Here is a 24699-nt window from a genome sequence, read left to right as displayed (position 1 = left end):
ATCTGAATGTAGGGATCAGGATATGAACATGAAGCCACGCAAAACCATCAGCCTGTTGCTTACCGGCCTGTTCGCGCTGCTGCCGATGCTGGCCGGCGCCGATACCCTCGAGCGCGTGCGCACGAGCAACACCTTCACCCTGGGCTATGTGCCCGACCTGGCGCCGTTCACCAGTGAGAAGGACGGCAAGGTCGGCGGCTACGCCATCGACCTGTGCCTGAAGATCGCCGACGGCCTCAAGACCGGCTTGGGCCTGGCCGACATGCAGGTGCGCTATCAGGCGCTGAGCATTGATCAGGCTCTCGACGCCATCAGCTCGGGCAAGGTCGACATCTTCTGTACCCCTTCGCCGGAAACCCTGGAGCGGCGCAAGTCGGTGAGCTACTCGCAGCCGGTGTACACCGCCGGTCTCTCCGTGGTGGTACGCAAGAACGCCGCCCCCGGGTTGGTGAATGCGCTCAATGGCGAGGCGGTGCACAGCGGCCCGACCTGGCGCGCCACCATCAACCAGGGGCTGGCCAATCACAGCTTTGCCACCCTCGAAGGCGGCGTCACCGAAGACTGGGTGCGCGACAAACTGCGCCGGCTCGGCGTGATCGCCAGCCTGGTCGTGGTCGACAGCCACGCGCAGGGCGTGCAACGGGTGGCCGAAGGCAAAGTCGATGCGTTCTTTGCCGAGCGCATGCTGCTGCAGAGCAACGTGCAGGAGCAGCAGGCCGCCGACGAGTTGATGGTGCTCGATCGCATCTTCGAGATCGCCCCGGTGTCCATGGCACTCGAGCGCGACGACGAGGATTTCCGCCTGCTGGTGGATACCGTGCTGAGCGACCTGTACCGCTCGGGCGAACTCGAGCAGCTCTACACGAAATACTTCGGCGAACCGGGCGAGATGATCCAGATCCTGTCGCGGGTCTATGCGTTGCCCTAGCGAGGCCGTGGAAAAACCTAGGCGAGGCGGTCAAGACAAGGCCTAGGCGGCCCCACGAAAGCAGCCGTAGCGCAGTAACAGCCGCAGGCAGTTGCCGAAGGGAGGAGCGTAGCGAAGCAAAAGCGCACTGGGCTCGCACGCGAGTCCTGCCGTATTGCCAACGTAGGCAGATTTTCAACGGTCTGTCAGTTGCCCACACAGACATTACTGATCCATAGGAGTATCACCATGCAACGTTCACGTCTTGTCGTCATCGGCTCACTGCTTTGCGCAGTGCTACTCGCGGGCTGCGCATCGAAGGTCACCGAGCCGGAGCAATATTCCGGCTTCCTGGCCGACTACTCGCAGCTGCAACCTGCCACTTCCGCAACTGGCCAGCCGGTGCTGCGCTGGCTGGCGCCCGGTTTCAACTTCGACAACTACCAGCACATGATCGTGCAGGAGATCGGCTTCTATCCCACCCCGAGTCCATCCGAGCAGATCGGCGCGCCGGCGCTGAATCAGTTGCAGACCTACACCTCCGAACAGGTCAAGGCCGCCTTTGGCCGGCGCATCCAGGTGCATGAGGAGGGGACCAAGCCCGGCCCGCAAACCCTGATCCTGCGTGCCGCGATTACCGGCGTGGACACCAAGGCCGAAGGACTCAAGCCCTACGAGGTGATTCCTATCGCCCTGGTCGTGGCCGCTACTACCAGCGCCACCGGTGCCCGTGATCGCACCACGGAGCTGTTCGTCGAGGCCGAATTGCTCGATGCCAGCACCGGCCAGCCGGTGCTGCGGGTGGTGCGCAAGGGCTATGGCAAGGAACTGGAGAACAAGGAGGCACAGGTCACCCTGGCCACCCTCAAGGGCGTGATCGACGGCATCGTGCGCGATATCGAAAAGTTCGAGTAAGTCGGTACGGCAATCAATGCCAAGAGGTACCAACTCATTGGCTACAGATCACCGGTCGCCAGCGCAGTGGGTATGCGGTTTCTGGATCTGGATTCGGTGTCTGCCGAGGCGCGGCATATTCGCGTAGGCGCCGTGCAGCATCGGTGCCGGCGCCGAACATCATCGCGATGGAAGTGGGGTCGCGAGGAATGACCGCGGGGTTGCGCCAAGAGAGGGTTGTATGGGCTTTGATGGGCTTTCCATCGTCGGGTTTTTCGTACTGACGGTCCTCGTGGTGGTGATCGCCATCGAGGCGGGATACCGGCTTGGGCATTTCATTCACAATCGCTCCGAGGACGAGAAGGAGTCACCATCGTCGGGGATCACGGGCGCCACCATGGGCCTGCTGGCGTTCATCCTGGCCTTCACCTTCGCGATCGTGTCCGAGCGCTTCGACACGCGCAAGGCGCTGGTGCGCGAGGATGCCAATGCGATCCGCACGGCCTTCCTGCGTGCCGATTTTCTGCCGGACGCCGATCGCGACAAGGCCGCGGCGCTTTTCGGCGAATACGTGGACTTGCGTCTGGCGGCGGCGCTGACGCGGGCGCCCGGCGACATCCGCAGGGTCGTGGTCGACTCGGGGCGCATCCACCGGCAACTATGGGAAATGGCGGTTGCCAATGCCCGTGTGGACATGAACTCGGATGTCGCCGCCCTCTATATCGAATCGCTGAACGAGCTGATCAATTTTCATGCATTGCGGGTGACCATCGCCCTGGAAACGCGACTTCCGGACGAAATATGGCTGGTGCTGGCTGCGCTTATGGTCCTGGCCATGGCCGGGTTCGGCTACCAGACCGCGATTGCCGGTTCCAGGCGCTCCTGGGCAACACCGGCCCTGGCCATCTCGTTCGCCGTGGTGGTGGCGCTGATCGCCTCGCTCGACCGCCCGGAGAGTGGCTATTTTGCCGCATCGCAACAGCCGTTGGTGGTACTCAGGGAGGAGATGTCGACAACCTTCGAAATTCGCCGCAAGACCCAGGATATGCCTCAAGGAGGCAACTGATATGGCAAATCACCCAACCTTAACCATACTGGAGCGTGCGACAGATGAGCGGTGCTTGATCCCACCGCTATGGCTCAGGCGCGCTGCATGGGGGCGCGAGCCGACGACAATCCAATGACCGTAGCGAGTGCTGCTTGCCGTTTTTTCAAGCCTGGATCGGCAAAGGGTAACCAATAGGGATTTTTCACGAGCGGGCTACCGCTGGCCTGTAAGGTGATTCGTGTGACTGCGGCGCACCCGAGGCTGTTGTCGAGGGGCGACCATCGTTGAAGGGGAAGCAGCGTGCCAAAGAATAACCACCAACGTCTGGCTCTGGGGATGGCGTTCGCGATTGTGCAGATGGTGCTGAGCGGTTGCGAACCCAAGCAACCGCCACCGCCCGCCGTACTGGAAATTCCTTTCGTTACCGTCGACGCGCAAGACGTGAGCATTCCGCTGGATGTGATCGGTGAAACCATCGGCTCCACCGACGTGACCATCCGCGCCAGGGTCGATGGCTTTCTCGACGGGATTCATTTCAAGGAGGGTACCTTCGTCGACCAGGGCGCGCTGCTCTACACCATCGACCCGCAGCCGTTCCAGGCCAAGGTCGCCCAGGCGCAGGCGATGCAGGCGCAGGCCCAGACCAGCCTGGTCAAGGCCAAGTCGGATCTCAACCGCATCCGGCCGTTGGCCGAGATCAACGCGGTCAGCAAGCTGGATCTGGATGCCGCCGTCGCCAACCATGATGCGGCGAAGAGTTACGTGGAAGCGGCCAAAGCCCAGGTAGAGCTGGCGCAGATCGAGCTCGGCTACACCAAGATCCATGCGCCCGAACGTGGCCTGATCGGCTTGTCGGAAGCCGAGGTGGGGGACTTCGTCAGCCAGCGCAACAACGGCGGGCTGCTCAACGTGATATCGCGCACCGACCCCATCGCGGTGCGGGTTTCCATCACCGAGCGGGGCTACCTGAATGCGGCGCGGCGGCTGGCCGAGCAGCAACAGGGCAACCGCTCCGCCGATGGCAGCATGGACAAGATGGGCCGGCTGCCGCTGACCCTGATCCTGGCCGATGGCAGCCTCTACGAGCACCGCGGGGTGCCCACCAAGGTCGACCGTAATATCGATCCCACCACTGGGGCGCTGACCATCGAGGCCGAGTTTCCCAACAGTCAGGGCTTGTTGCGTCCGGGCATGTTCGCGCGGGTCCGTTTCGATGCAGACGAGATCAAGGGGGCGATCCTGTTGCCGCAACGGGCGGTCAGCGAGTTGCAGTCGGTGCATCGGGTGTTCGTCATCAAGCCGGACGACACCGTGGAGGTGCGCCAGGTGCAGGTGGGCCAGCGGCTCGGCAGCAACTGGGTGATCGAGTCCGGGCTGCAGGCGGGCGAGCGGGTCGCAGTAGCGGGGCTGCTGCGCCTGCGTCCGGAGATGACGGTCAAGCCGCGACCGGCCGACGCCAGCGAGCTGCCGCCGGTGGCGAAGGGTGGCAAAAATGGGTGAGTTCTTCGTCCGTCGCCCCATCTTCGCGATGGTGATCTCGATCATCATCGTCATCGTCGGTCTGGTGGCCATGGGCAGTTTGCCGATCGCCCAGTACCCCGACATCACTCCGCCGGAGATCAAGGTGGAGGCCACCTACGACGGCGCCAATGCGGTGAACGTCGAGCAGTCCGTGGCCACGCCGCTGGAGCAGAAGGTCAACGGCGTCGAGAACATGCTGTACATGAAGTCGACCAACGCCGGCAACGGGCAGATGACCCTGTCGGTGGCCTTCGAGGTCGGCTCCGACCTCGACATCTCCAACGTGCTGGTGCAGAACCGCGTGTCGGAGGGCTCCGCGCAGCTCCCCGAAGACGTCAAGCGCAAGGGCGTCAAGGTCAAGAAGGCGCTGGCCTTCCCGCTGATGCTGGTGACCCTGCGTTCGCCGAACGGCAGTTACGACGCCGATTTCCTGACCAACTACATGTCGATCAACGTACTCGACGAGATCGCCCGGATCCAGGGCGTCGGCCAGGTCACCATCTTCGGTGGCGCCGACTACGCCATGCGCATCTGGATCAAGCCCGACCAGCTCAGCCGGCTGGGTCTCACCGTGCCGGACATCGTCACCGCCGTGCAGCAGCAGAACGTGCTGACGCCGGCCGGCAAGCTCGGCGGCCCGCCGGCCGCGCCCGGCACCGAATTCGCTTATGCCGTGCAGACCCGCGGCCGCCTGGAAACGCCGGAAGAGTTCGGCGAGGTGGTGGTGCGCTCCAACCCGGATGGCTCGCAGGTGCTGCTGCGCGACGTCGCGCGCATCGAGCTGGGCGCCGAGACCTACAACCAGATCGGCGCCTTCGATGCCAACCCGGCCGCCGTGCTGGCGGTCTACCAGTTGCCCGACGCCAACGGCCTGGAGGTGGCGGAAAACATTCGCGCCGCGATGGAGCGGATGAAGGACCGCTTCCCCCAGGACGTCGAGTACGTGATCTCGCTGGACACCACCAAGCCGGTGTCGGCCGGCATCGAGGAGATCGTTCACACCCTGATCGAGGCCACGATCATCGTCACCCTGGTGGTGTTCATCTTCCTGCAGAACTTCCGCGCCACCCTGATTCCCACCCTGGCGGTGCCGGTGGCGTTGGTCGGCACCTTTGCGGTGTTCCCGTTGCTCGGCTTCTCGATCAACACCTTTTCCCTGCTCGGCCTGGTGCTGGCCATCGGCATCGTGGTGGACGACGCCATCGTGGTGGTGGAGGGGGTGTCGGAGAAGATGGAACGGGGCATGGAGCGGCGCCAGGCCACCATCGAGACGATGAAGGAGGTCAGCGGCCCGGTGATCGCCACGGCGCTGTCGCTCACCGCGGTGTTCGTGCCGGTGGCCGCGATGTCAGGCATCACCGGCCGGCTTTACCAGCAGTTCGCGATCACCATCGCCATTTCGGTCGTCATCTCGGCGATTGTTGCGCTGACCCTGAGTCCGGCGCTGTGCAGCACGCTGTTGCAGCCGCACGTTCACGGCAAGAAGAGCCGCCTTTCGCGCTTCTTCGACGGCTTCAACCGGGTGCTGGACGGGGTGACGGAGAAATACATCGGGGTTACCAGTCGCTTTACCCATCGCCCGCTGCGTGCGCTCGGCGTGCTCGGCGTACTGGTGGTGGCGCTGGTGTTGCTGTTTCGCACCGTTCCCGGCGGCTTCGTACCGGAGGAGGATCAGGCCTACCTGATGGCCAACCTGCAACTGCCGGACGCCGCCTCGCTGGAGCGCACCCACGCCGCGGCGGCCAAGGTCGAGGCCATTCTCGGGGCCGACCCGGCCATCGAGTCCTACACCACGGTGACCGGCTACAGCTTTCTTTCCGGCGCCTCGTCGACCAACAACGCCTTCTTCTTCATCCAGCTCAAGGACTGGGAGGAACGGCCCGAGGCGGGTGACCATGCCACCCAGGTTACCCACCGGCTCAACGGCAAGCTGGCCGCGATCAACGAAGGCATCGCCATCGCCTTCGGCCCGCCGGCCATTCCGGGCCTGGGCACCGGTTCCGGCTTCTCGATCATGTTGCAGGATCGCGTCGGCAACACCCCCGACTACTTGGCCGAACAGACCCAGGCGTTCATCCAGGCGGCCGCCAAGCGCCCGGAGATCGCCGGGCTGTACACGACCTATCGGGCCACTGTGCCACAGCTCTACCTGGACGTGGACACCCAGAAGACCATGAAGCTCGGCGTCGCCCCGGCAGACGTCAACCAGACCCTGGGTTCCTTTCTTGGTGGGGCCTATGTCAACGACTTCAACCGCTTCGGGCGGCTGTACAAGGTCTACGTCCAGGCCGAGACCGACTACCGCAAAGATCTCGCCGACGCCTCGCTGTTCTATGTGCGTAACAGCTCTGGCGAGATGGTGCCGATGAATACCCTGCTCACCGACGAGTCGACCAACGGTCCCGAGTTCACCTACCGCTTCAACATGTTCCGCGCCGCCGAGGTCACCGGTCGCCCGGCACCAGGCTACAGCTCGGCGCAGGCGTTGAAGGCGCTGGAGGAGGTGGCGGCCGAGGTGCTGCCCAGCGACATGTCCTATGCCTGGAACGCCATGTCGTACCAGGAAAAGGCCGCCGAAGGTTCCGGCAGCATGGTGTTCGTCATGGCGCTGGTGTTCGTCTTCCTGATCCTCGCCGCCCAGTACGAGAGCTGGTCGCTGCCCTTCGGCGTGCTGTTCGGCACCCCCATCGCCATCTGCGGTGCCATGTTCGGCCTGTGGCTGGCGCGTTTCTTCAGTTCCAGCTACGAGAACAACGTGTTCGCCCAGATCGGCCTGGTGATGCTGATCGGCCTGGCGGCGAAGAACGCCATCCTCATCGTCGAGTTCGCCCGCACCGAGATCGAGAAAGGCAAGGGACCGGTGGAGGCGGCGCTGACGGCCGCGCGGCAGCGCTTCCGGCCGATCATCATGACCTCGTTCGCCTTCATCCTCGGCGTGATTCCGCTGATTCTCGCCAGCGGCGCTGGAGCCGAGGCGCGCAAGATCATGGGCATGACCTCCTTCGCCGGCATGCTGACCGCCACCCTGGTGGGGGTAGTGCTGGTGCCGGGACTGTTCGTGATCGTCGAGAAGTATCTGAGTGGCAAGAAGAAAACAGCGGCTGCAGCGGCCAGCAGCGAGGAGGCCAAGCCATGAAGGGATTCAGCAGACGGCCGCTGGTCACGGCCATGATGTTGTCCGGGTCGCTGCTGGTTGGTGGCTGCATGGTCGGTCCCGACTACCAGCGTCCGCCACTCGACATGCCGAGTGTCTACAAGGAACCGGCCGCGACCGATCCGGCGTTCGTCAATCTCGACTGGTGGGAGCTGTTCGCTGACCAAAGGCTCGATGCGTTGATCGAGGAAGCGTTGGCCTACAACCGCGATCTCGGCGTGGCAATCTCGCGCATCGAGGAGGCGGCGGCGATCCTGCGCATCGAGCGGGCCAACCAGTATCCGTTTATCGATGCCGCAGCCGGCGCCGGTCGGTCATCGCCGAGCCGCAACATCCTGCCGACCGCCGAGACCGAGAGCAGCTATTTCTTCAACGGCGCGGCTTCTTTCGAGGTGGATCTGTGGGGCAAGCTGCGGCGCTCGACCGAGGCTGCACGGGCGGACCTGCTGAGCACCGAAGCAAGCGCGCGCAATGTGACCATTTCGTTGATTGCCGCGGTGGCCACTACCTACTTCCAGTTGCTGGACCTGGACGACCGGCTGCGCATCTCCGTGCGCACCCTGCAGTCGCGTGAAGATGCGCTGGAAATCATCAAGGAGCGTTACGCCAAAGGCACGGTGCCGGAGTTGGACGTCAACCAGGCCGAGATCGAGGCCGCCGACGCCCAGGCCTCGGTGGCAGCCTTCGAGCGATCGGTGCGCCAGACCGAAAATGCCCTGAGTGTACTGGTGGGTTCGCGTCCGCGGCTCATCGAGCGTGGTGAGGCGTTGGCCCGGCAGACATTGCCGGTCGAGGTTCCGGCCGGCTTGCCGCTGACATTGCTGGAACGGCGGCCGGATATCGTGACTGCCGAGCAGCAACTGGCCGCCGAAACTGCACGCATTGGCGTGGCTCGCGCCCTGCGTCTGCCATCCCTGTCCCTGACCGCCAGCTTCGGCTATGCGAGTCGCGATCTGAGCGACCTGGTCGAGGGCGACAGCGAAAGCTGGGGAGTATTCGGCGACATCCTCGCACCGATTTTCAACGCGGGGCAGCTCAAGTCGGTGGAGGAGGCGCAACGCCAGCGTGCCGAGCAGGCGCGTCTGGGTTATGAACAGGCGGTGCTCAACGGCTTGCGTGACGTGGACGACTCGCTGACCGGCTTGCGTACTTCGCGTGCCGAGTACATCGCCCGGCAGCGCCAGCTCGAGGCGGCGCGTACGGCGGCGCGACTGTCGCGCGCGCGCTATGACGGCGGCCTGGTCAGCTACCTGGAGGTGCTGGACTCCGACCGTAGCCTGTTCCAGGCGGAACTCCTCGAGTCGCAGACGCGCCAGCAACAGCTGAGTGCTGTGGTTGGCCTGTACCGGGCGCTGGGCGGCGGTTGGCCGGCGGCTCAGGCCCAGTAAAGTCCTGGGCGCGCGCCAGCGGAGGAGGTTCAGAGGCGTTGCCACGGCATGCGTCGTTAACCCATGCATCGAGGTGTTCATGTTTGAGCGAGGGCGGTTGCTGGCAGTTCTGCCTTTGTTGCTTGGCACATGGCTCGGCGGGAACCTCCAGGCTGGCGAAGTTGTGGACCGGATCAAGGCCCGTGACGAGTTGCGCTGTGGCGTGAGCGAAGGCATCCCCGGCTTTTCCGCACAGGATGCCGCGGGTCGCTGGCGCGGCCTCGACGCCGACTTCTGCCGCGCGGTGGCCGCGGCGCTGCTGGGCGATGCCGAGAAGGTGCTATTCGTGCCGCTCAGGGCCTCGACCCGCTTCCCCGCCCTGCAGGCGCGCAAGATCGATCTGCTGGTGCGCAATACCACCTGGACATTGACCCGTGAGGCGTTGCTGCAGGTGCAGTTCCCGGCGGTGCTGTTTTACGACGGCCAAGCCTTCATGGTGGCGAAGTCCAGCGGTATCGCTCGGCTGGCCGATTTCAGGGAGGGCAGGGTATGCGTCGGCAAGGGCACCACGCATGAGGCCAATCTGACCGACCATGCCCGTATCCACGGCCTGGACTGGCAGCCGCTGGTGATCGATTCGACACCGGCGTTGGCCGAGGCCTTTTTTGCCGGTCGTTGCCAGGTCTGCACCGCGGATGCCGCGGAACTGGCCGCCATGCGCGTGCGTGCGCCGGGTGGCCCGCAGGCGTTCGTGATCCTGCCCGAACGCATTTCCAGGGAGCCGCTCGGGCCGGTGGTGGCGGGTGATGACCCGCAGTGGGCCAGCCTGGTGCGCTGGGTGCTGTATAGCCTGGTCCTGGCCGAGGAATACGGCGTGACCCAAACCAATGTCGAAACGCGGGTGCGCGAGTTCGGTGGCGCGACAGGGCGTCTGTTGAGCGGCCAGGACAGCCGCCTGGCCCGGGCACTGGGAGCCCAGGACGACTGGGTGATACGAGCAATCAGGGCGGTGGGCAACTATGGCGAGCTGTATGAACGCAATGTTGGCTCTGCCAGTGAACTCGGCATCGAGCGGGGACTGAACCGGCTGTGGAGCGAGGGTGGGCTGATGTACGCGCCACCGATCGACTGAAGGAGGGGGCATGACCGATCTGCAGATCTACCTGACCCTCGCCATCTTCAGCGCAGTGATCCTGGCGATCGCTTTCGATGTGATCGACATGGCGGTCGCCGCGCTGCTTGGGGTGGGCCTGTTGCTCGCCTTCGGCATCCTGCGTGACAACGATCTGATTGCCGCCCTGCGTACCGCCGGCGGCCCTATCTCCCTGCTGTTCGGTGGCATGGTGGTGGCGCGGGTGCTGGCCAGCACCGGTCTGTTCGAACGGGTTGGCGCTATCTACCTGCGTGCCACGATGGGCAGCGGCAAACGCTTCCTCATTCTGCTGGTGCTGCTGGTCGCCCCGGTGTGTGCGTTCCTGCCCAACGCTACCACGGTGATTCTGCTCGCCCCGGTGATCATCCGTGTGGCCCGTGCGCTCAAGGTGGATTTCGTCGGGCCGATGGTGGTGGCGGCGATCGTCAGCAACGCCGCCGGCATGCTTACCCTGGTGGGCGATCCGGCGACCTTTCTGGTTGGCAGTTCGATCGGCATGAGTTTCGTCCAGTATCTGCAGACGGTCAGTCTCGCCGGCCTGCTGGCCGTGCTGGTGGTGATCCCGCTGCTGCCGTGGCTGATGCCGCACATATGGCGAGCGCGGGTGGTACTCGCGGATACGGAGCCAGTGGTTCCGCTTGAACGGCCGGGTTTCGCACTGTTGGCGCTGGGCGTGCTGGCCATGATGGTGGTGCTGTTCCTGTTCGGCGAACAGTTGCCGGTGCGCATAGTGCCGCCATCGGTGGCAATCATCGCAGCCAGTCTGGCCCTGCTCGTCGTCTATGCGGTGCATATCGAGCCGGTTGAAGTGGTCTTGCGCGATATCGACTGGAAGACTCTGCTGTTTCTCGGCGCCATCTTCTGCCTGGTCCAGGCGTTCACCCAGACTGGGCTGCTGCAGGGGCTCTCCCTCAAGCTCTACGATTGGTTCGGCGTGGAGTTCGCCCTGGTTGCGCTCGCCCTGTTGGCGGGCATCGGTCTGCTGTCGAGCCTGCTCGCCAATATCCCGGTGGTGGCTGCTGCGTTGGTAATGACCAAGGGCTATCTGGTGGCTGTCGAAGCGGTTCCAGAAATCGCGTTAGCCGCCGGCTTCACTGACTGGCCGGCCGCGACCTTGCCGGTGTTCATTGCCCTGATGTTCGGTGCCACGCTGGGCGGCAACGCCACGCTGATCGGCGCCTCGGCCAATATCGTCACGGTCGGCATCTGTGCCGGGCAGGGCGAGAAGGTGACCTTCGCGCGGTTTTCACGCTATGGCGTGCCGATCACCCTGCTGCAGCTGGCTGTAGCGGCGCTGTACGTGGTCGCGCTGTTCTGGCTGGCCCATTAGCTCAGAGGCCGCCCATGGGGGCTGCCGACTGTCATCCACAGACCCGGCGGGTGGTGAATGGCATGCTGAAACGTTTTTTATCGATCGATCGCCTGCCATGGGCACATTCACCATCAACCCTTCCTTGGGGCCGCGATGCATTTCGTAAGTGGAGGTCTGCGGTACAGGGCGGCGGGCCGAGCTTTACTACACTCCTGGTGTTTGAAACTGTAGGCAGCCCTATCAGTAGTTTGCGTATTAATCAGTCGGAGGAACTTCGCAAATGGCCAAAAGCAAGAAGAAAGCAGCAGTGGATCTGCCGGCTGACGGGGAACGCCTGCACAGGAAGGAATACGAAGAGGCGCTGAAGCGGCTGCATGTGGAGTTGGTCAAGCTGCAGCAGTGGGTGGTGGCCAAGGGCCTGAAGGTATGCGTCGTCTTTGAAGGGCGCGATGGCGCGGGCAAGGGTGGGACGATCAAGGCGCTCACTGAGCGGGTCAGCCCGCGAGTGTTTCGTGTGGTGGCCCTGCCGGCGCCCACCGACCGGGAAAAGACCCAGATGTATGGGCAGCGCTATCTCGTGCATATGCCGGCGGCCGGCGAAGTGGTGATCTTCGATCGCAGTTGGTACAACCGTGCGGGCGTCGATCGGGTGATGGGTTTTTGCACTGAGGAGGCGTCGCGGAAGTTTCTCGGCATAGTGCCGCTGTTCGAGAAGATGATGATCGAGTCTGGGGTCATTCTGATCAAGTATTGGCTCGAAGTGAGTGCCGAGGAACAGCAGCGTCGTCTGGAGGACCGTATCAACGACGGCCGCAAGATCTGGAAGCTGTCGCCCATGGATCTGAAGTCCTTCAGCCGCTGGGATGAATACACTCGTGCTCGCGACGAAATGTTCGCGGCCACCGACACCTCTTGGGCTCCCTGGTACATGGCGCGCTCCGAGGAAAAGCGGCGGGTGCGGCTGAACATCATCAGCCACCTGCTCGAGCAGATCCCCTACGAGGACCTGACTCAACAAGAGCCGGTCAAACTGCCCAAACGCTCCCGGATCGGTCGCTACAAGGCGGTTCCCTACCCCTTCAAAATGGTGGAAGAGCGCTACTGAGTCGACGGCCAATGGGCTGATTGACCGCGAAGGCCTTGGAGTTTGCTCGCGATCTGCTGCTCGGGGCCGATGTGCAGCTGAGCGCGACCCTGCGCTCAGGGCGTCCAGTCCACGGCATGATCGTCGAGGTAGTCATCCACGGCGGCGCCCACGGTGGGCTGGAAGATGTTGTCGCCGAACACTTCCAGCAGTCCGAAGCGGCTGAACTTGTCCTTGACCGGATCCTTCATTTCCGCGAAATGCAGCTCGATGCCGCGCGCGCGCAGGGTTTCGCACAGCTCGCCGAGCATGTCCGCAGAGGTGACGTCGATGCTGGTGACCGGCTCAGCCGTTACCACCAGCCGGCGTACCGGCGTCGGCGATTCCTCGATGGCCTGCAGTATGCATTCCCTGAACAGCTCGGCATTGGCGAAGAACAGCGGCGCGTCCCAGCGGAACAGCACCAAGCCCGGCACGCGGCGGGCTGCTGGATAGCGCTTCAAATCGTGATAGCCGCGTAGACCATTGACCCGGCCGAGAATGGCGAAGTGCGGGCGCCAGCCGTCCCAGAGATACTCGATCACGGCGATCGCCACCGCCAGGCAGATGCCGGGGATGGCGCCGAAGACGGCGACCCCGGCAAAGCAGGCCATCGACAGCCAGAACTCCCAGCGCTGGATGCGGTAAATGCGCTTCAGGTCGGTGAATTCGAACAGGCCGATGACCGCCGCGATCACCACCGCGGCCAGTGCGCTGCTGGGCAGGTAGCGCATCAGGGTTGGCGCGACCAGCAGCAGCGCCGCCACTGCCAGGGCGCCGACCACGCCGGTCATTTGGGTCTTGGAGCCCGCGGCCTCGGCTACCGGAGTGCGCGAGGAGCTGCTGCTGATGGGAAAGCCCTGGAACAATCCGGCGGCCAGGTTGGCGGCGCCCAGACCGATCATTTCCTGGTTGGGGTCGACCTGGGTTTGGGTGCGTGCGGCATAGGTGCGTGACAGCACACTGGTATCGGCGAAGGACACCACGGCGACAGCGCAGCCACCGAGCACCACGGTGGCGATGTCGACGCCGCTGAGCCAGGGCAGGGTGAAGGTTGGCAGGCCCTGGGGCAGATCGCCCAGCACCTTGACGCCCTGGCTGCCCAGATCGAAGAAGCTGACCGCCAGGGTAGCCAGGATCACCACGATGAGAATGCTCGGCAGCTGCTTGAAGCGCTTGAGCAGCAGGATCAGCGTCAGGCTGCCGCCTCCCACGGCGAAGCCATACCAGTTGGCCTCGCCGGCCAGGATGGCCTGGGCCAATTGCCAGATATCACGCAAGGGGCCTGCGTCCTCGATGGAAATGCCGAACAGCTTGGGCAGTTGACTGGTGAGGACGGCGAAGGCGATGCCGTTCATGTAGCCGTAGCGGATCGGCTTGGACAGCAGCTCGGTGATGAAGCCCAGACGCAGCAGGCCGGCGAGGATGCATACCAGCCCGGAAACCATCGCCATCATGCTGGCCACGGTGATGGCGCGCATTGGGTCGCCGCCGGAAAGCGGCAACACCACGGCGAGGATCAGCGCGGCGAGCGCAGAGTCCGGGCCGAGCACCAGAATGCGGCTGGGGCCGAACAGGGCGTAGGCCAGCAGCGGAACGATGGTGGCATACAGGCCGTAGATGCCCGGCACGCCGGAGGCCTCGGCATAGGCAATGCCGACGGGCACCAGCATCGAGGTGAGCACCAGACCGGCGGCCAGATCCTTGGGCAGCCAGTCGATGCGGTATTGCTTGAGCATCAGCAGGCCCGGTAGCCAGCGTAGCCAGGAGGTTGCGCTGGCGCGGCGGGGCGGGCTGTCGGGTAGTGACGACTCTGGTGGCATGGCAAATCGTCCTTGGCGGAGGCCGGTGACTGGCTCGGAAGGCTGGGCCTGCTAGACGAAGGCTAGGTCAAGAATCGGCTACCTGCCTCCGGGCTGTTGATGTTTCACATGGATAGCCAACCCGCAGGCCATGGCTGCTCCCTTGCTCAGCGGCGTTGCTGCGCCGGCCGTTGCAAGGGCGTTTTACTCACGTACAGCGTCTAGCAGGCCATTGAAAAACTACCTGCGTTGGCAATGCCGCGTTAAAAACGGCCTGCTAGGGTCTGTTGCTGTTTCGATATAACCTATTGATCTACAATACAAAACTCATACACGAAGCGTTCGACGGAACCTATGCTCGCGATCAGCTCCGTGCCGGAGCTTGGAGAGCGCTGTAGGAGATCCCCCGTCGTCCAGACGCCGCGCTGTCGCGCAGCAAACTGGGGGGCAATTGCGTCTATCGGCTTGTGGGTGCCTGTGGGAGGGGCCGGGCGGCGTTCCGCTTTAGCCGCGATGTTTTTTGTGGGGACTCCGGAATCTTTCGCGGCTAAAGCCCCTCCCACAAGGAATGTCGTAACCCATAAAATCAATGACATACAGGTTGTTTGATGAGAGCGAGCCATGCTCGCGAACCCTGGCCCTGCAAGACATCGCGGGCATGGAACTGGGCGTCCCCCCGCTCCTACAAAAACCTTCTCGCGGCAACGCGGCTTGCGCTGAAACGGCAACAGACCCTAGAACGGCCTGCCCAGATAGAAATAAAAGCTGCTGTTGCCGTCCTGCGCGCGCCCGTAACCCAGATAAACCGGGCCAAGGGGGCTGTCCGAGGCGATGAACACGCTGGCCGACTTGAGCCAGTCCTCCGTGTTGCCTGGCACCAGCGGATTGCCGATCCTGCCGGCCTCCAGCGAGAAACCGCTGTAGGCGCCCTCGAACATGCTGCCCGGCAGGATGCGGTGGTAATACATCATCCTGCCGTACTGCAGCTCCTCGCCGGCCAGTTGGCCGGTGGAGTAGCCGGACTGTTGCAGGAAGCCACCCCACTGGAACTGGTCGTAGCGCGGCAAGGGATCGTTGCCGAGCTTGCCGCCGGCTTTCAGGGCGAAATTGAAGGTGTGATTGCCGAACGAATAGACCGCGTTACCTTCGACATCCCACTTGGTGTACTCATCGTCCGCACCGAGGCTGCTGTTCGAGTTGAACAGGTGGCCGCCCGCGCGCCAGCCCGAGCGCGGGAAGTGCACGCTGTCGAGCTGGTCGAGAATCAGCCTGCTGGTAAAGGCCCCCTGCGCGATGCTGCCTTCGCCTGGGGAAAGGCTCTGCGGCCCGGTGTCCAGTTGCGGTTTGAGCGTGCCGCCGAGCATGCCGAGACGCAGCTCGCCATAGCGTTTGAAATTGCTGCCGACGTCGACGCCCGCACGGGTGGAGGTTATCTCGTAGCTGGCGATGCGATCGTCATCCTGGTACAGGTCCGCCGTGCGCCGCTCGATTTCGGCGTGTGGCGCGACGAAGAAGGTGCCCTGGGCGCTCAGCGGCTGATAGAACTCGCTATACAGGCCGCTGGTGTGGCCGAGTTGTACGTCGTTGCGCCACTCCGCACCGAGCGAGTTGAGCCAGGTCTGGCGATAGCTGCCGAGCAGGTTGAAGAAGGCATCGCCACTGAAGTCGCTGGATAGCCCCAGGCCCAAGCGCAGGTAGTCAGGCCCCCAGTTTTTTTCGACCGCATTCACCGCGAGCACCCGCTTGCCCGGTTCCTCGAGGAAACGGTAGTTCACGTGCTCGATATCGTCGGTGCCATACAGGCGGCGCATGTCCTGGTCGAGCGTCTCCTGATCGATCGGCTGGCCGGCCTTGGTTTCCATCAAGCCCTGCAGGGTTTCAGGATTGACCCGTGCCAGCGGCTCGAAGCGAACCTCGTCGACCGGCCGCAGGTCGGCGACCACCTGAGTCGACTGGCGTTGGCGCAGCGCGGCGTATTCGGCAGGCGGCAGCGACAGGTGCTTGAGCTGCGCGGCCACCTCACGCGCCGCCACCTCGCCGAGCGGGGCGATCTGCGGCAGGTGGTCGAAATCCCCGGTGGAGAAGTTGCCCAGTTCCGGGGAGATGAGGATATCGCCCGGCTGCAGGGTCGCCAGCGAAGCCTGCACATTCTGCTCGGTCAGAATGCTGAGCATCTGGTTGGTGACGCCGAGTATCCCGTTCAGATCCTCGCGTTTGAGCAGGGGGGTGCCGACATTGACCGCGATGATGATGTCCGCGCCCATCTCGTCGCGGGCGGTCTGGATCGGCAGGTTGCTGGTGAGCATGCCATCGACCAGGATCATGCCATCGAATTCGGCCGGAGCCACCGCGCCGGGCACCGACATGCTGGCGCGCATCACGTTGGCCAGTTCGCCTTCGCTGAACACCACGGCCTTGCCGGTCACCAGGTCGGTGGCCACCGCGCGGAAGGGAATCGGCAGCTCATCGAAATCGTGAAAGCCCTTGACCTTGGACAGCTTGCGCAACACGGTTTCCAGTTGCACGCCCGACACCAGGCCCTTGCTGACTTTGACCTCGCCGTCCCCCAGACCGACCTCGGGGGTGAACAGGATGCTGTAGTCGTCCTGCTTGCGGCGCATGGACAGTTCCTGGCGCGGCGGTTTTTCCTTGAACAGCAACTCGGTCGAGATGCCGCCGAGCAGCCGCTGCATTTCCTCGATCGAGGTGCCGGTGGCGAACGCGGCGCCGACCAGCGAGCCCATGCTGGTGCCGGCGATGCAGTCGACCGGCACGCGATATTCCTCGAGCACCTTGAGTACGCCGACATGCGCGGCGCCACGCGCGCCCCCGCCGGAAAGCACCAGGCAGATCTTCGGGCGTTTCAGGTCGCTTGCCGGGTGTTTGCCGGCGGTCAGCGACTCGCCCGCCATGGTGCTGGCCAGGATGCCCGGCGCGCAGCAGCCAAGCAGCATTGCGCAAACGAAAAGACCCAGCTGTTTCATCGTCACTCCCCCGTGGCGTTTGCTTGCAGCTTGCGAGCGGTCGGTGCCGCTACGCCTCAGTCATCAAGGAGCGAGAGGTCGCGGATGCGCGCGGAGAAATCCAGCGGGCTAGCCACGGCATTGGCGCGGGTGTTGATCAGTGCCCTGCGCTGGATTTCCTCGAAAGGCACCTCGTGCTCCCCCAGCCGGCCGGTTTCATAGAGGTATTGCGGTACATAGCCGCTGGCCAGGATCTTCCAGCTAAAGGGTATGTGCTCGGTATTGACCCTGGCACTCACCCAGATCTGCGTGGTGCAGTTGGTGGTGAGGGTGTTGTAGAACTGCGGCTTGTCCTTGAGCGCATTCATGTCGTGCAGGTACTCGAGAAACAGCTTCCGGCCATTTTCCAGCGGTCCCTGCAGCCGATAGAGATAGACCTGCTCGGGCGGGTCCTGGCGGAAGTTGGTGCGCAGGCGAATGACGTCGCGTTCATCGGCGACCACGTAGAACAGTTCGTACTGGCGGAAGAAACCCTTGAGGGTGGAATAGCTTTCGCTTTTTTCCTTGCGCGTCTCGATGGAGATGGCCAGATGGTCGCCGCCCTCGAAGGCAAAGCTGAGAAAGGTGTGGGCAATCGCCGGCCCCATCCAATAGGAGGCGATCAGGTCGACGCCTTCCAGCTTGCTCAGGTCGAAGGTTTTGTCGTACCAGGCCGGGGTGTAGTCGGTTTCGCTGCGGTAGTCGAAGTTGCGGATGTTATGCACGGTGACCCGATCGCCTTCGATGGTGGCGTAGGGCAGCACGGCTACATCGGGTTGCCAATCGCGCTGGTTGGACGGCTCGATGCGCCACCACCAGGCCAGCAGCCCGGCGAACAGGATGAGGTAGGCCACCAGGGCGGGCCCGCGCCAGCGGCCAACGCCCAGAGCTATCAGCGCTGCCAGTGTGGCGATGGCAAATCCGCCAGCCAGGCAGGTGCGTAGCGTGGTGTTTGGCGGCCCGGCAAAGGTGATGGCCAGCACACCCCAGCCACCAGCCGTTGCAATCAACAAACCAAGCAGCAGGGCAGCAGCAAAGGCATAGCCATTCATGACTTTTCTCATTGCGGGCGTCTCTGTGTGTCATGCATTTGTTGAAGGCACCAGCAAATGCGAGACATGGCAATCCAGTCCAATCTTCAAACTCCTGCCGCGCCAGGATAGGTATATGTGGTCTCAGTGTAGGCAGGCCTGGCAATCCGCGACGTCCTGATTGATGGATTAGTCGCGCAGGCCGCTGAAATATTGGCGCCCAGCGCTTAGATCCCATGTGTATGCACAAGGCCCGGATTGTATTGCTGTGGGACTCGGGGCGGGCTTTTGACCCGTGCTCGCCAGGCGATAGCCGGGCAGCTCTGCGGGCTGCATTCGCCGCGGGGGTGCGTGACCCACATGGATGTGGGAAATGCCGCAAGCCCGTCGGCGACCCCATGGATGGGGGAGGTAGGAAAAATGCCGGGAGCATTTTCGAGAACGGGCGCGGCCCTCCAAGTTGCGCAGCATTACCCCATAGCCTGGATGCAACCCGGGAGCGGTTTTTCAGGCTGCAGATTCCCCCGGCGTTCATCCGGGCTTGGGGGGGGTAGGGTGGGCCGGGGCTGGCAAATAAACCTAGGCTCTACAAAAACTGCCGCTCACTTGGCTTAAGTGAACGGCATTGCGCTGTAGGCGGGAGTTTTTTCACAAGCGCTCAATCGCTCAGCGGCGCGAACAGCGCCGCCAGGTCGTCCTCGCCCAGTTGCCACTGCGTCTGGCTGCCGCCTTCCAGCAGGCCGCGCGCCAGGTTGGCCTTGGCCTGCTGCAGGTGCTGGATCTTCTCTTCGACGCTGCCACGGGCGATCAGTTTGTAGACGAACACCGGCTTGTCCTGGCCGATGCGGTAGGCGCGGTCGCTGGCCTGGGCCTCGGCGGCCGGGTTCCACCAGGGGTCGAAGTGGATCACGGTATCGGCGGCGGTGAGGTTGAGGCCGGCGCCGCCGGCTTTCAGGCTGATCAGGAACACCGGGAACTGCCCGGCCTGGAACTGCTGCACCGGGGTGCGCCGATCCTGGGTGCTGCCGGTGAGCTTGACGTAGCCGATCTTGCGCGCCTGCAATTCGCTTTCGATCAACGCCAGCATCGAGGTGAACTGGGAGAACAGCAGCACCTTGCGACCTTCCTCGACCAGCTCCTCGAGCATCTCCAGCAAGGCGCCGAGCTTGCCCGAGTCGCTGCTTTTCAGCTGCGCGTCGTCATCGCCGAGCAGGCGCAGGTCGCAGCAGGCCTGACGCAGGCGCAACAGCGCCTCGAGGATGACGATCTGGCTGCGCGCCAGGCCCTGGCGGGCGACTTCGTCGCGCACCTTCTTGTCCATCGCCAGGCGCAGGGTTTCGTAGCGGTCGCGCTGGGCGGCGCTCAGCTCGACCCAGTGGGTGACCTCGGTCTTGGGCGGCAGCTCGCGCGCCACCTGCTCCTTGGTGCGGCGCAGGACGAAGGGTTTGAGTCGCCCGCTCAGGTGCGCCAGGCGCTGCTGGTTGGCCTGCTTTTCGATCGGGGTGCGGTAGTCGCGGGTGAAGCTCGATGCGTCGCCGAGCCAGCCGGGCATGAGGAAGTTGAACAGCGACCAGAGTTCGCCCAGGTGGTTTTCCAGCGGCGTACCGGTCAGGCACAGGCGCTGCCGTGCCTGCAATTGCCCGGCGGCCAGCGCGGCCTTGCTGCGCGGATTCTTGATGTTCTGCGCTTCGTCGAGAATCAGCAGGTGATAGGGCTGCGCCGCCAGCGCCTTGAGGTCGCGCGGCAGCAGGGCGTAGGTGGTCAGGACGATGTCGTGCTCGCCGATCAGCTTGAACAGCGGGCGGCGTTTCGCCCCGTACAGGGCCAGCACCCTGAGTTGCGGAGTGAAGTGCGCGGCTTCGTCCTGCCAGTTGGGGATCAGGCTGGTGGGCATGACGATCAGTGCCGGCCGATCCAGGCGCCCGGCCTGTTTCTCGCCGAGGATATGTGCCAGGGTTTGCAGGGTCTTGCCCAGGCCCATGTCGTCGGCCAGCACTCCGCCGATTTCCAGCTCGCCAAGCGCCTGCATCCAGGCCAGGCCATGCAACTGATAGGGGCGCAGGGTGGCCTGCAAGCCGGCTGGCGGCTCGACCTGCTGCGCACTGTGCGCCTGCAGGCGCTGGGCAAAGCCGCGCAGCTGCTCGCCACCCTGCCAGTTCAGCGCCGGGCCTTGCTCCAGTTCGCTCAGGCGTGCGGCGTCGGCACGCGGCAGGCGCAGGCGCTGGCTGGACTCGCCCGGCTCGCGGAAAAACAGCTCACCCAGGGTCGCCAGCAAGGGCTTGAGGCGGGCGAAGGGCAGGGCGATGTGCTTGTTGCTCTGCGGCAGGCTGACCAGCAGCATTTCCTCGTCCTGGCGCTGGGCCATGGCATCGCCATTGAGCAGCCAGGGTTTGTGCCGGATCGCCTGCAGCAGGATCGGCAGCAGGCTGATGCGCTGCCCTTCGACCTCGATGCCCAGTTCCAGGTCGAACCAGTCGTGCTCGGGCGTTTCTTCGATCGCGGCGTACCAATCGTCGACCTGCGCCAGGTTGTAGCGGAACTCCGGCTGCAGCTCGATCCGCCAGCCCTGCTCGCGCAGCAGTGGCACTTGCTGCTGGACGAAGCTCAGCCAGGCCGCCTCGTTGGGCAGCTCGAAGTGTTCGCCGGGATGCTCGGCGAGGGCTTCGCTCTGGCGCAGGGCGACCTGCAGGCCGGTGTCTTCCAGGCGCTGGCGCAGCGTCGCCTCGGCGCTGGCGTCGCGGATGATGCGCAGGCTCAGGTTCGGGTTCTGGCGCACCAGCAGATCTTTCGCCGGTTTGCCGTAGGCCAGTTGGCCCTGGTAATCGAAGGCCAGGGCGGCGCGGTGCTGGGTCTGTTCGAGCATGCGCCCCTTGCGCGCATCGAAATGCACCCGCACATGGCTGCCGAGTATCAGCACGGGGCTGGGGCGAACGCCCTCCAGGCGCTGCTCGACGACCTCCGTGCGCGTCTCGATCAGCGGGCTGAGATCGATCCCGGCCAGTTGCTGGCGCTCCAGGGTCAGCAGGGCGGCGACCACGTGCTTGCAGTTGAACCCCACCGGGCAACTGCAATGGCCGTTGACGCTCCAGCCCTGGGGGAAGGACTGCAGGCTGATGCGTTGCTGGTAGGTCTGTGCGCCCGAGCCGCGGCAGCTGGCCAGCAGGGTCTCGCCCTTGAGGCTGAGCAGGGTGCTGCGGCCCTGCTCGGCATAGCCCAGCCCGCGACTGAAGTCCCCGGCGCGAAAGGCCGGGCGCCAGTCGGCCTGGCGCAGATGCAGAACATCCAGGGCCATCATGGCAATTCAGCGGGAGTGGGGGCGAGTCTGGACATGGCAGTGCCGGGTGGCTGCAAAGCCGATGATTCTGGCACAGCTGGCGGTGGATTAGCAGGCCGTTGAGCACTCCGCCGAGCGCTGCTCAGACCGGCTGCCGCGCAGGGGGGCTGGAACCGACAGGCGCCCGCGCAGCAATACGCAGGCTCCCGGCGAACGGCGGCCGGTCAGCCGCCGAGCGCCAGGCGGTACTGCCCCGGCGTCGCGGCGAAGGCCTGGCGAAAGCGGTTGCTGAAATGGCTGGCGCTGGCGAAACCACAGGCCAGGGCGATCTCGCCGAATGGCAGGTGCGTCTGCCGCAGCAACTGCTGGGCGCGTTCGAGACGCCGTGCCAGCAGATAACGATGCGGCGGCAGGCCGAAACTCAGGTGGAACATGCGCGCGAAATGGTACTCGGACAAGGCACAGAGCCCGGCCAACTGGCCCAGGCTCAGCGGCTCGGCCAGATGCACGTCGATGTACTCGCGCAGCCGCCGACGCTGTAGCGGCGCCAGGCCGCCGTTCAGACGCAGGCCCGCGCGCCGGCCGACCTGGGACAGCAGGGCATGGTCGAGCAGGGCGTGGGCCAGGCTGCTGGTCAGCAGACGCTCGCCGGGTTCCAGCCAGTTCAATCGGCTCAATTGGCGAAAGCGTTGGGCCTGCTGCGGGTCGTCGAGAAAGGTGCCTTCGCGCAGTTGCAGCTCGCGTGGTTCGCGGTCGAGCAGGCGCACGGCGCCGAGGGCGAATTGCTCCTGGCTGACATACAGGTGCACCAGGTCGATCTCGCCGTTGATCACCCAGGCCGACTGATGCCCGGCCGGCAGGATGCACAGTTTGTCCGGCGCGCCCTTGCTGTCCGGGCGCTCGCGACGAAAGGTGCCGGTGCCACCGGCCAGGTAGCAGGACAGCGTGTGGTGGCTCGGCGCCTGGTAGTCGCGGGTATCGTGGCGATTGCTCCACAACGCCGCGGCCAGGCCGTCGCCCAGCTCGGCGCTGTGCAACAGTCTGGAATTGGGCGAACTGGCCATGGCCTGGAAGACCTGGCTTTGATCGAGCTGCGACATGGAGACTTCCTCTGGCCGCCATGCTACCCCGGCCGCGGGCATCTGCCAGCCCTGCGGTCGGGAAAAGCGCAAGTTTAGGCAAGAGCGGGCCAGCGGCCATGAACTGTTTGGCTGGGCCAAGGAGTGCTTGGTTACGAGAGCTCGTGCGCGACCAGAAGCGGCGATTTGGCGGCGGATAATAAATCCGCGCCCTTTTCCGTGCTCTTTTAAGCGCGGGCGCCTGGGGTGCCGCGAGCGTTCTTTTTCTGCAGGATCAGCGAAGCTTCGTTGTAGGCATTCTGGAAGGCGTCGCTGCCGACCCACTCCACTGCCGTGTCTTCGTCTTCATCGTGGAAGATCCCGCGATAGGTGATCAGCAGGCCCATCATGAAGTCGGTCGCCGCGTCTTCCGCTTCCTCTGCGACCACCAGCTCCAACACCGGGTATTGCAGGAACACCAGGCACATCGCCAGCAGGCTGATGCCTTCGCCGACTTTCATCGCCTGGAACAGGTCGTCGAAGTCCGCCGGGTCGAAACCGTTCTCTTCGATGTCTTTGAAGTCGAAGGTGCTCAGGTCGATTTCGACATCATCGAACGGCTCGTTGATCAGCGGATTGGCCAGCACCGGATGTACGACAATGGCCTTGGACTTGCCCGAACGGTTCTGCTTGGCCTTGGCCTTGGCTTTGGCCCGCTGGGCGCGTTTCTGCTGTTTATCTGGTGAGGCCATGGAGGCGAGTTCCTTGTCCGGTGCAGCCATACTCATGGCGCGGGGTAGTCGGGCGCACATTGTATCCAGTCTTGGCTGGGGTCGTCGGCCAAGGGGGGCAGATTTACTTTTCCTGCTCTAAACGGCCGTTTCCGGCCAATCGCAGAAGCGGGTGGACAGTAACCGTTGTCCATCCTACACAGCCGTCAAATTCACGTAGGGTGGAAAAACCGCGGAGCGTTTTCCACCTGTGTCTTGTTCAGGCTACCTGGCTGGCCGATCACAACCGGCAGCAGTCGACCCGGAGCAGGCGGTGGCGACAGGCAGAAAACGGCCAAAAGGGGACGTCTAGTGGATGTCTAAAAGCTAAGGGCCGATTCAAGCTGCTCGATGAAAGCCCCAAAATTGGGGCTTCTGAGGTGTGAACAAGTCGGCGATTGATTTCCGAATGCCTACACCTTGCCCGCTTCCTGTTTGACAGTTTGAAGGGGCTGGGCTAATTACAAGGCAGGATTTAACAACCCAAGCGATAAAGGAAATCGACCATGAGTATCAAGCCAGGCCCTAAAAGAACAAACGAAGATGGTACTCCGGACAAGAGGCAGAGAGTCACACCCGAAAAGCAAAAGGAGCATCCAGCCCTGAAACCCCATAAGCATAAACAGGGGGAGTAGGATCGAAAAGCAGCTCCCGAGAGCTGCTTTTTTATTTGTGTACGAATAGTCCTGTCCGTCATCACCGCCACGATGATCAGTCGCGCCGTGCAGTGAACGAAAGAGACAGGGGATTAGGGGTAGCGCCTTATCCCAATGCTCTGGTGCAAGGCGAGCATAGATCATCGTTGTGGTGATGTCGGAGTGGCCCAGTGAATCGCCCCGGCTTTCCTGGAGGCTGTTCAGCCTATATGCCGTCCTAATACGAGGAGCTCAACCAACGGCTGCTTCTGGGCCTGAAACGGTCATCCTTGAGAGGCAGCTACCGGCCCAGGCCGTGTAAAAATCTATGGTCACCCCCACTTTTGCAATACTGATCAGCGATGAGCGTTAGGCTTGCCTAAATCTATCCGGCGTCTTGGTGGAGCAAGCTCCGCGCCTCGATGAGAGTCGCGCCTGAGGATCCTGAAAACGTTGGCGGCTTCGAAAGCCAGTTTTTACATCAGGTTCTTCATCAGGCCGGTGGGCCGTTCACGTCATCGTCTATTCAGCTATCGCAAAACCGGAAAAGGTCGTCGTGGTACTGCTCAGTCAGTAGGGTCAGGCGGTCAAGCCGTTTGGCTCGGCTTCATATCGAGTGTGCTTAACGGCAATCGCCCAGGCAATGCG

Annotated in this window: 15 protein-coding genes; 9 read left to right on the top strand and 6 right to left on the bottom strand. The window is 63.7% G+C overall.

Features of this window, described 5'->3' with window-relative positions:
* The first annotated feature begins 22 nt into the window (after positions 1-22).
* From BM315_RS12205 to ppk2, 9 genes are all read left to right on the top strand, one after another.
* Complete coding sequence (locus BM315_RS12205; RefSeq protein ID WP_090501292.1) at positions 23-928, top strand: amino acid ABC transporter substrate-binding protein; 906 nt, start codon at positions 23-25, stop codon at positions 926-928.
* Between the two features lie 228 nt (positions 929-1156).
* On the top strand, positions 1157-1822 hold the full coding sequence (locus tag BM315_RS12200; protein ID WP_090501290.1) for a DUF3313 domain-containing protein: 666 nt from the start codon (positions 1157-1159) through the stop codon (positions 1820-1822).
* 220 nt (positions 1823-2042) lie between these two features.
* Positions 2043-2867, top strand: coding sequence for a bestrophin-like domain (locus BM315_RS12195; RefSeq protein ID WP_090501289.1), 825 nt, complete (start codon positions 2043-2045; stop codon positions 2865-2867).
* Between the two features lie 282 nt (positions 2868-3149).
* Positions 3150-4349, top strand: coding sequence for an efflux RND transporter periplasmic adaptor subunit (locus tag BM315_RS12190; RefSeq protein ID WP_141123942.1), 1200 nt, complete (start codon positions 3150-3152; stop codon positions 4347-4349).
* Complete coding sequence (locus BM315_RS12185) at positions 4342-7506, top strand: efflux RND transporter permease subunit (RefSeq protein ID WP_090501286.1); 3165 nt, start codon at positions 4342-4344, stop codon at positions 7504-7506. The genes BM315_RS12190 and BM315_RS12185 overlap by 8 nt, the downstream gene beginning before the upstream one ends.
* The gene (locus tag BM315_RS12180; protein ID WP_090501284.1) at positions 7503-8912 is read left to right on the top strand and encodes an efflux transporter outer membrane subunit; all 1410 of its coding nucleotides are present in this window, start codon (positions 7503-7505) and stop codon (positions 8910-8912) included. Before BM315_RS12185 ends, BM315_RS12180 begins: the two co-directional genes overlap by 4 nt.
* 163 nt (positions 8913-9075) lie before the next feature.
* On the top strand, positions 9076-10023 hold the full coding sequence (locus BM315_RS12175) for an amino acid ABC transporter substrate-binding protein (RefSeq protein ID WP_212632953.1): 948 nt from the start codon (positions 9076-9078) through the stop codon (positions 10021-10023).
* A gap of 10 nt (positions 10024-10033) precedes the next feature.
* Complete coding sequence (locus tag BM315_RS12170; RefSeq protein ID WP_090501280.1) at positions 10034-11374, top strand: ArsB/NhaD family transporter; 1341 nt, start codon at positions 10034-10036, stop codon at positions 11372-11374.
* A 262-nt stretch (positions 11375-11636) separates the two neighbouring features.
* On the top strand, positions 11637-12461 hold the full coding sequence (ppk2, locus tag BM315_RS12165) for a polyphosphate kinase 2 (RefSeq protein WP_090501278.1): 825 nt from the start codon (positions 11637-11639) through the stop codon (positions 12459-12461).
* A 95-nt stretch (positions 12462-12556) separates the two neighbouring features.
* Here ppk2 and BM315_RS12160 read toward each other — a convergent pair whose 3' ends face one another.
* From BM315_RS12160 to BM315_RS12135, 6 genes are all read right to left on the bottom strand, one after another.
* Positions 12557-14302, bottom strand: a complete 1746-nt coding sequence (locus BM315_RS12160; RefSeq protein ID WP_090501276.1) for a SulP family inorganic anion transporter — start codon at positions 14300-14302, stop codon at positions 12557-12559.
* A 713-nt stretch (positions 14303-15015) separates the two neighbouring features.
* On the bottom strand, positions 15016-17265 hold the full coding sequence (locus tag BM315_RS12155) for a patatin-like phospholipase family protein (protein WP_090501273.1): 2250 nt from the start codon (positions 17263-17265) through the stop codon (positions 15016-15018).
* Between the two features lie 56 nt (positions 17266-17321).
* Positions 17322-18335 (bottom strand): Lnb N-terminal periplasmic domain-containing protein, encoded by a 1014-nt coding sequence (locus BM315_RS12150; protein WP_212632952.1) that lies wholly within the window; start codon positions 18333-18335, stop codon positions 17322-17324.
* A gap of 637 nt (positions 18336-18972) precedes the next feature.
* On the bottom strand, positions 18973-21606 hold the full coding sequence (locus BM315_RS12145) for a DEAD/DEAH box helicase (protein WP_090501489.1): 2634 nt from the start codon (positions 21604-21606) through the stop codon (positions 18973-18975).
* 206 nt (positions 21607-21812) lie between these two features.
* Positions 21813-22688 (bottom strand): helix-turn-helix domain-containing protein, encoded by an 876-nt coding sequence (locus tag BM315_RS12140; RefSeq protein ID WP_090501268.1) that lies wholly within the window; start codon positions 22686-22688, stop codon positions 21813-21815.
* 206 nt (positions 22689-22894) lie between these two features.
* Positions 22895-23398, bottom strand: a complete 504-nt coding sequence (locus tag BM315_RS12135; protein ID WP_090501266.1) for a hypothetical protein — start codon at positions 23396-23398, stop codon at positions 22895-22897.
* Between the last annotated feature and the right edge of the window lie 1301 nt (positions 23399-24699).

Source organism: Pseudomonas borbori (assembly GCF_900115555.1).
Taxonomy (GTDB): Bacteria; Pseudomonadota; Gammaproteobacteria; order Pseudomonadales; family Pseudomonadaceae; genus Aquipseudomonas; species Aquipseudomonas borbori.
This window is presented reverse-complemented; position numbering and strand designations above follow the sequence as displayed.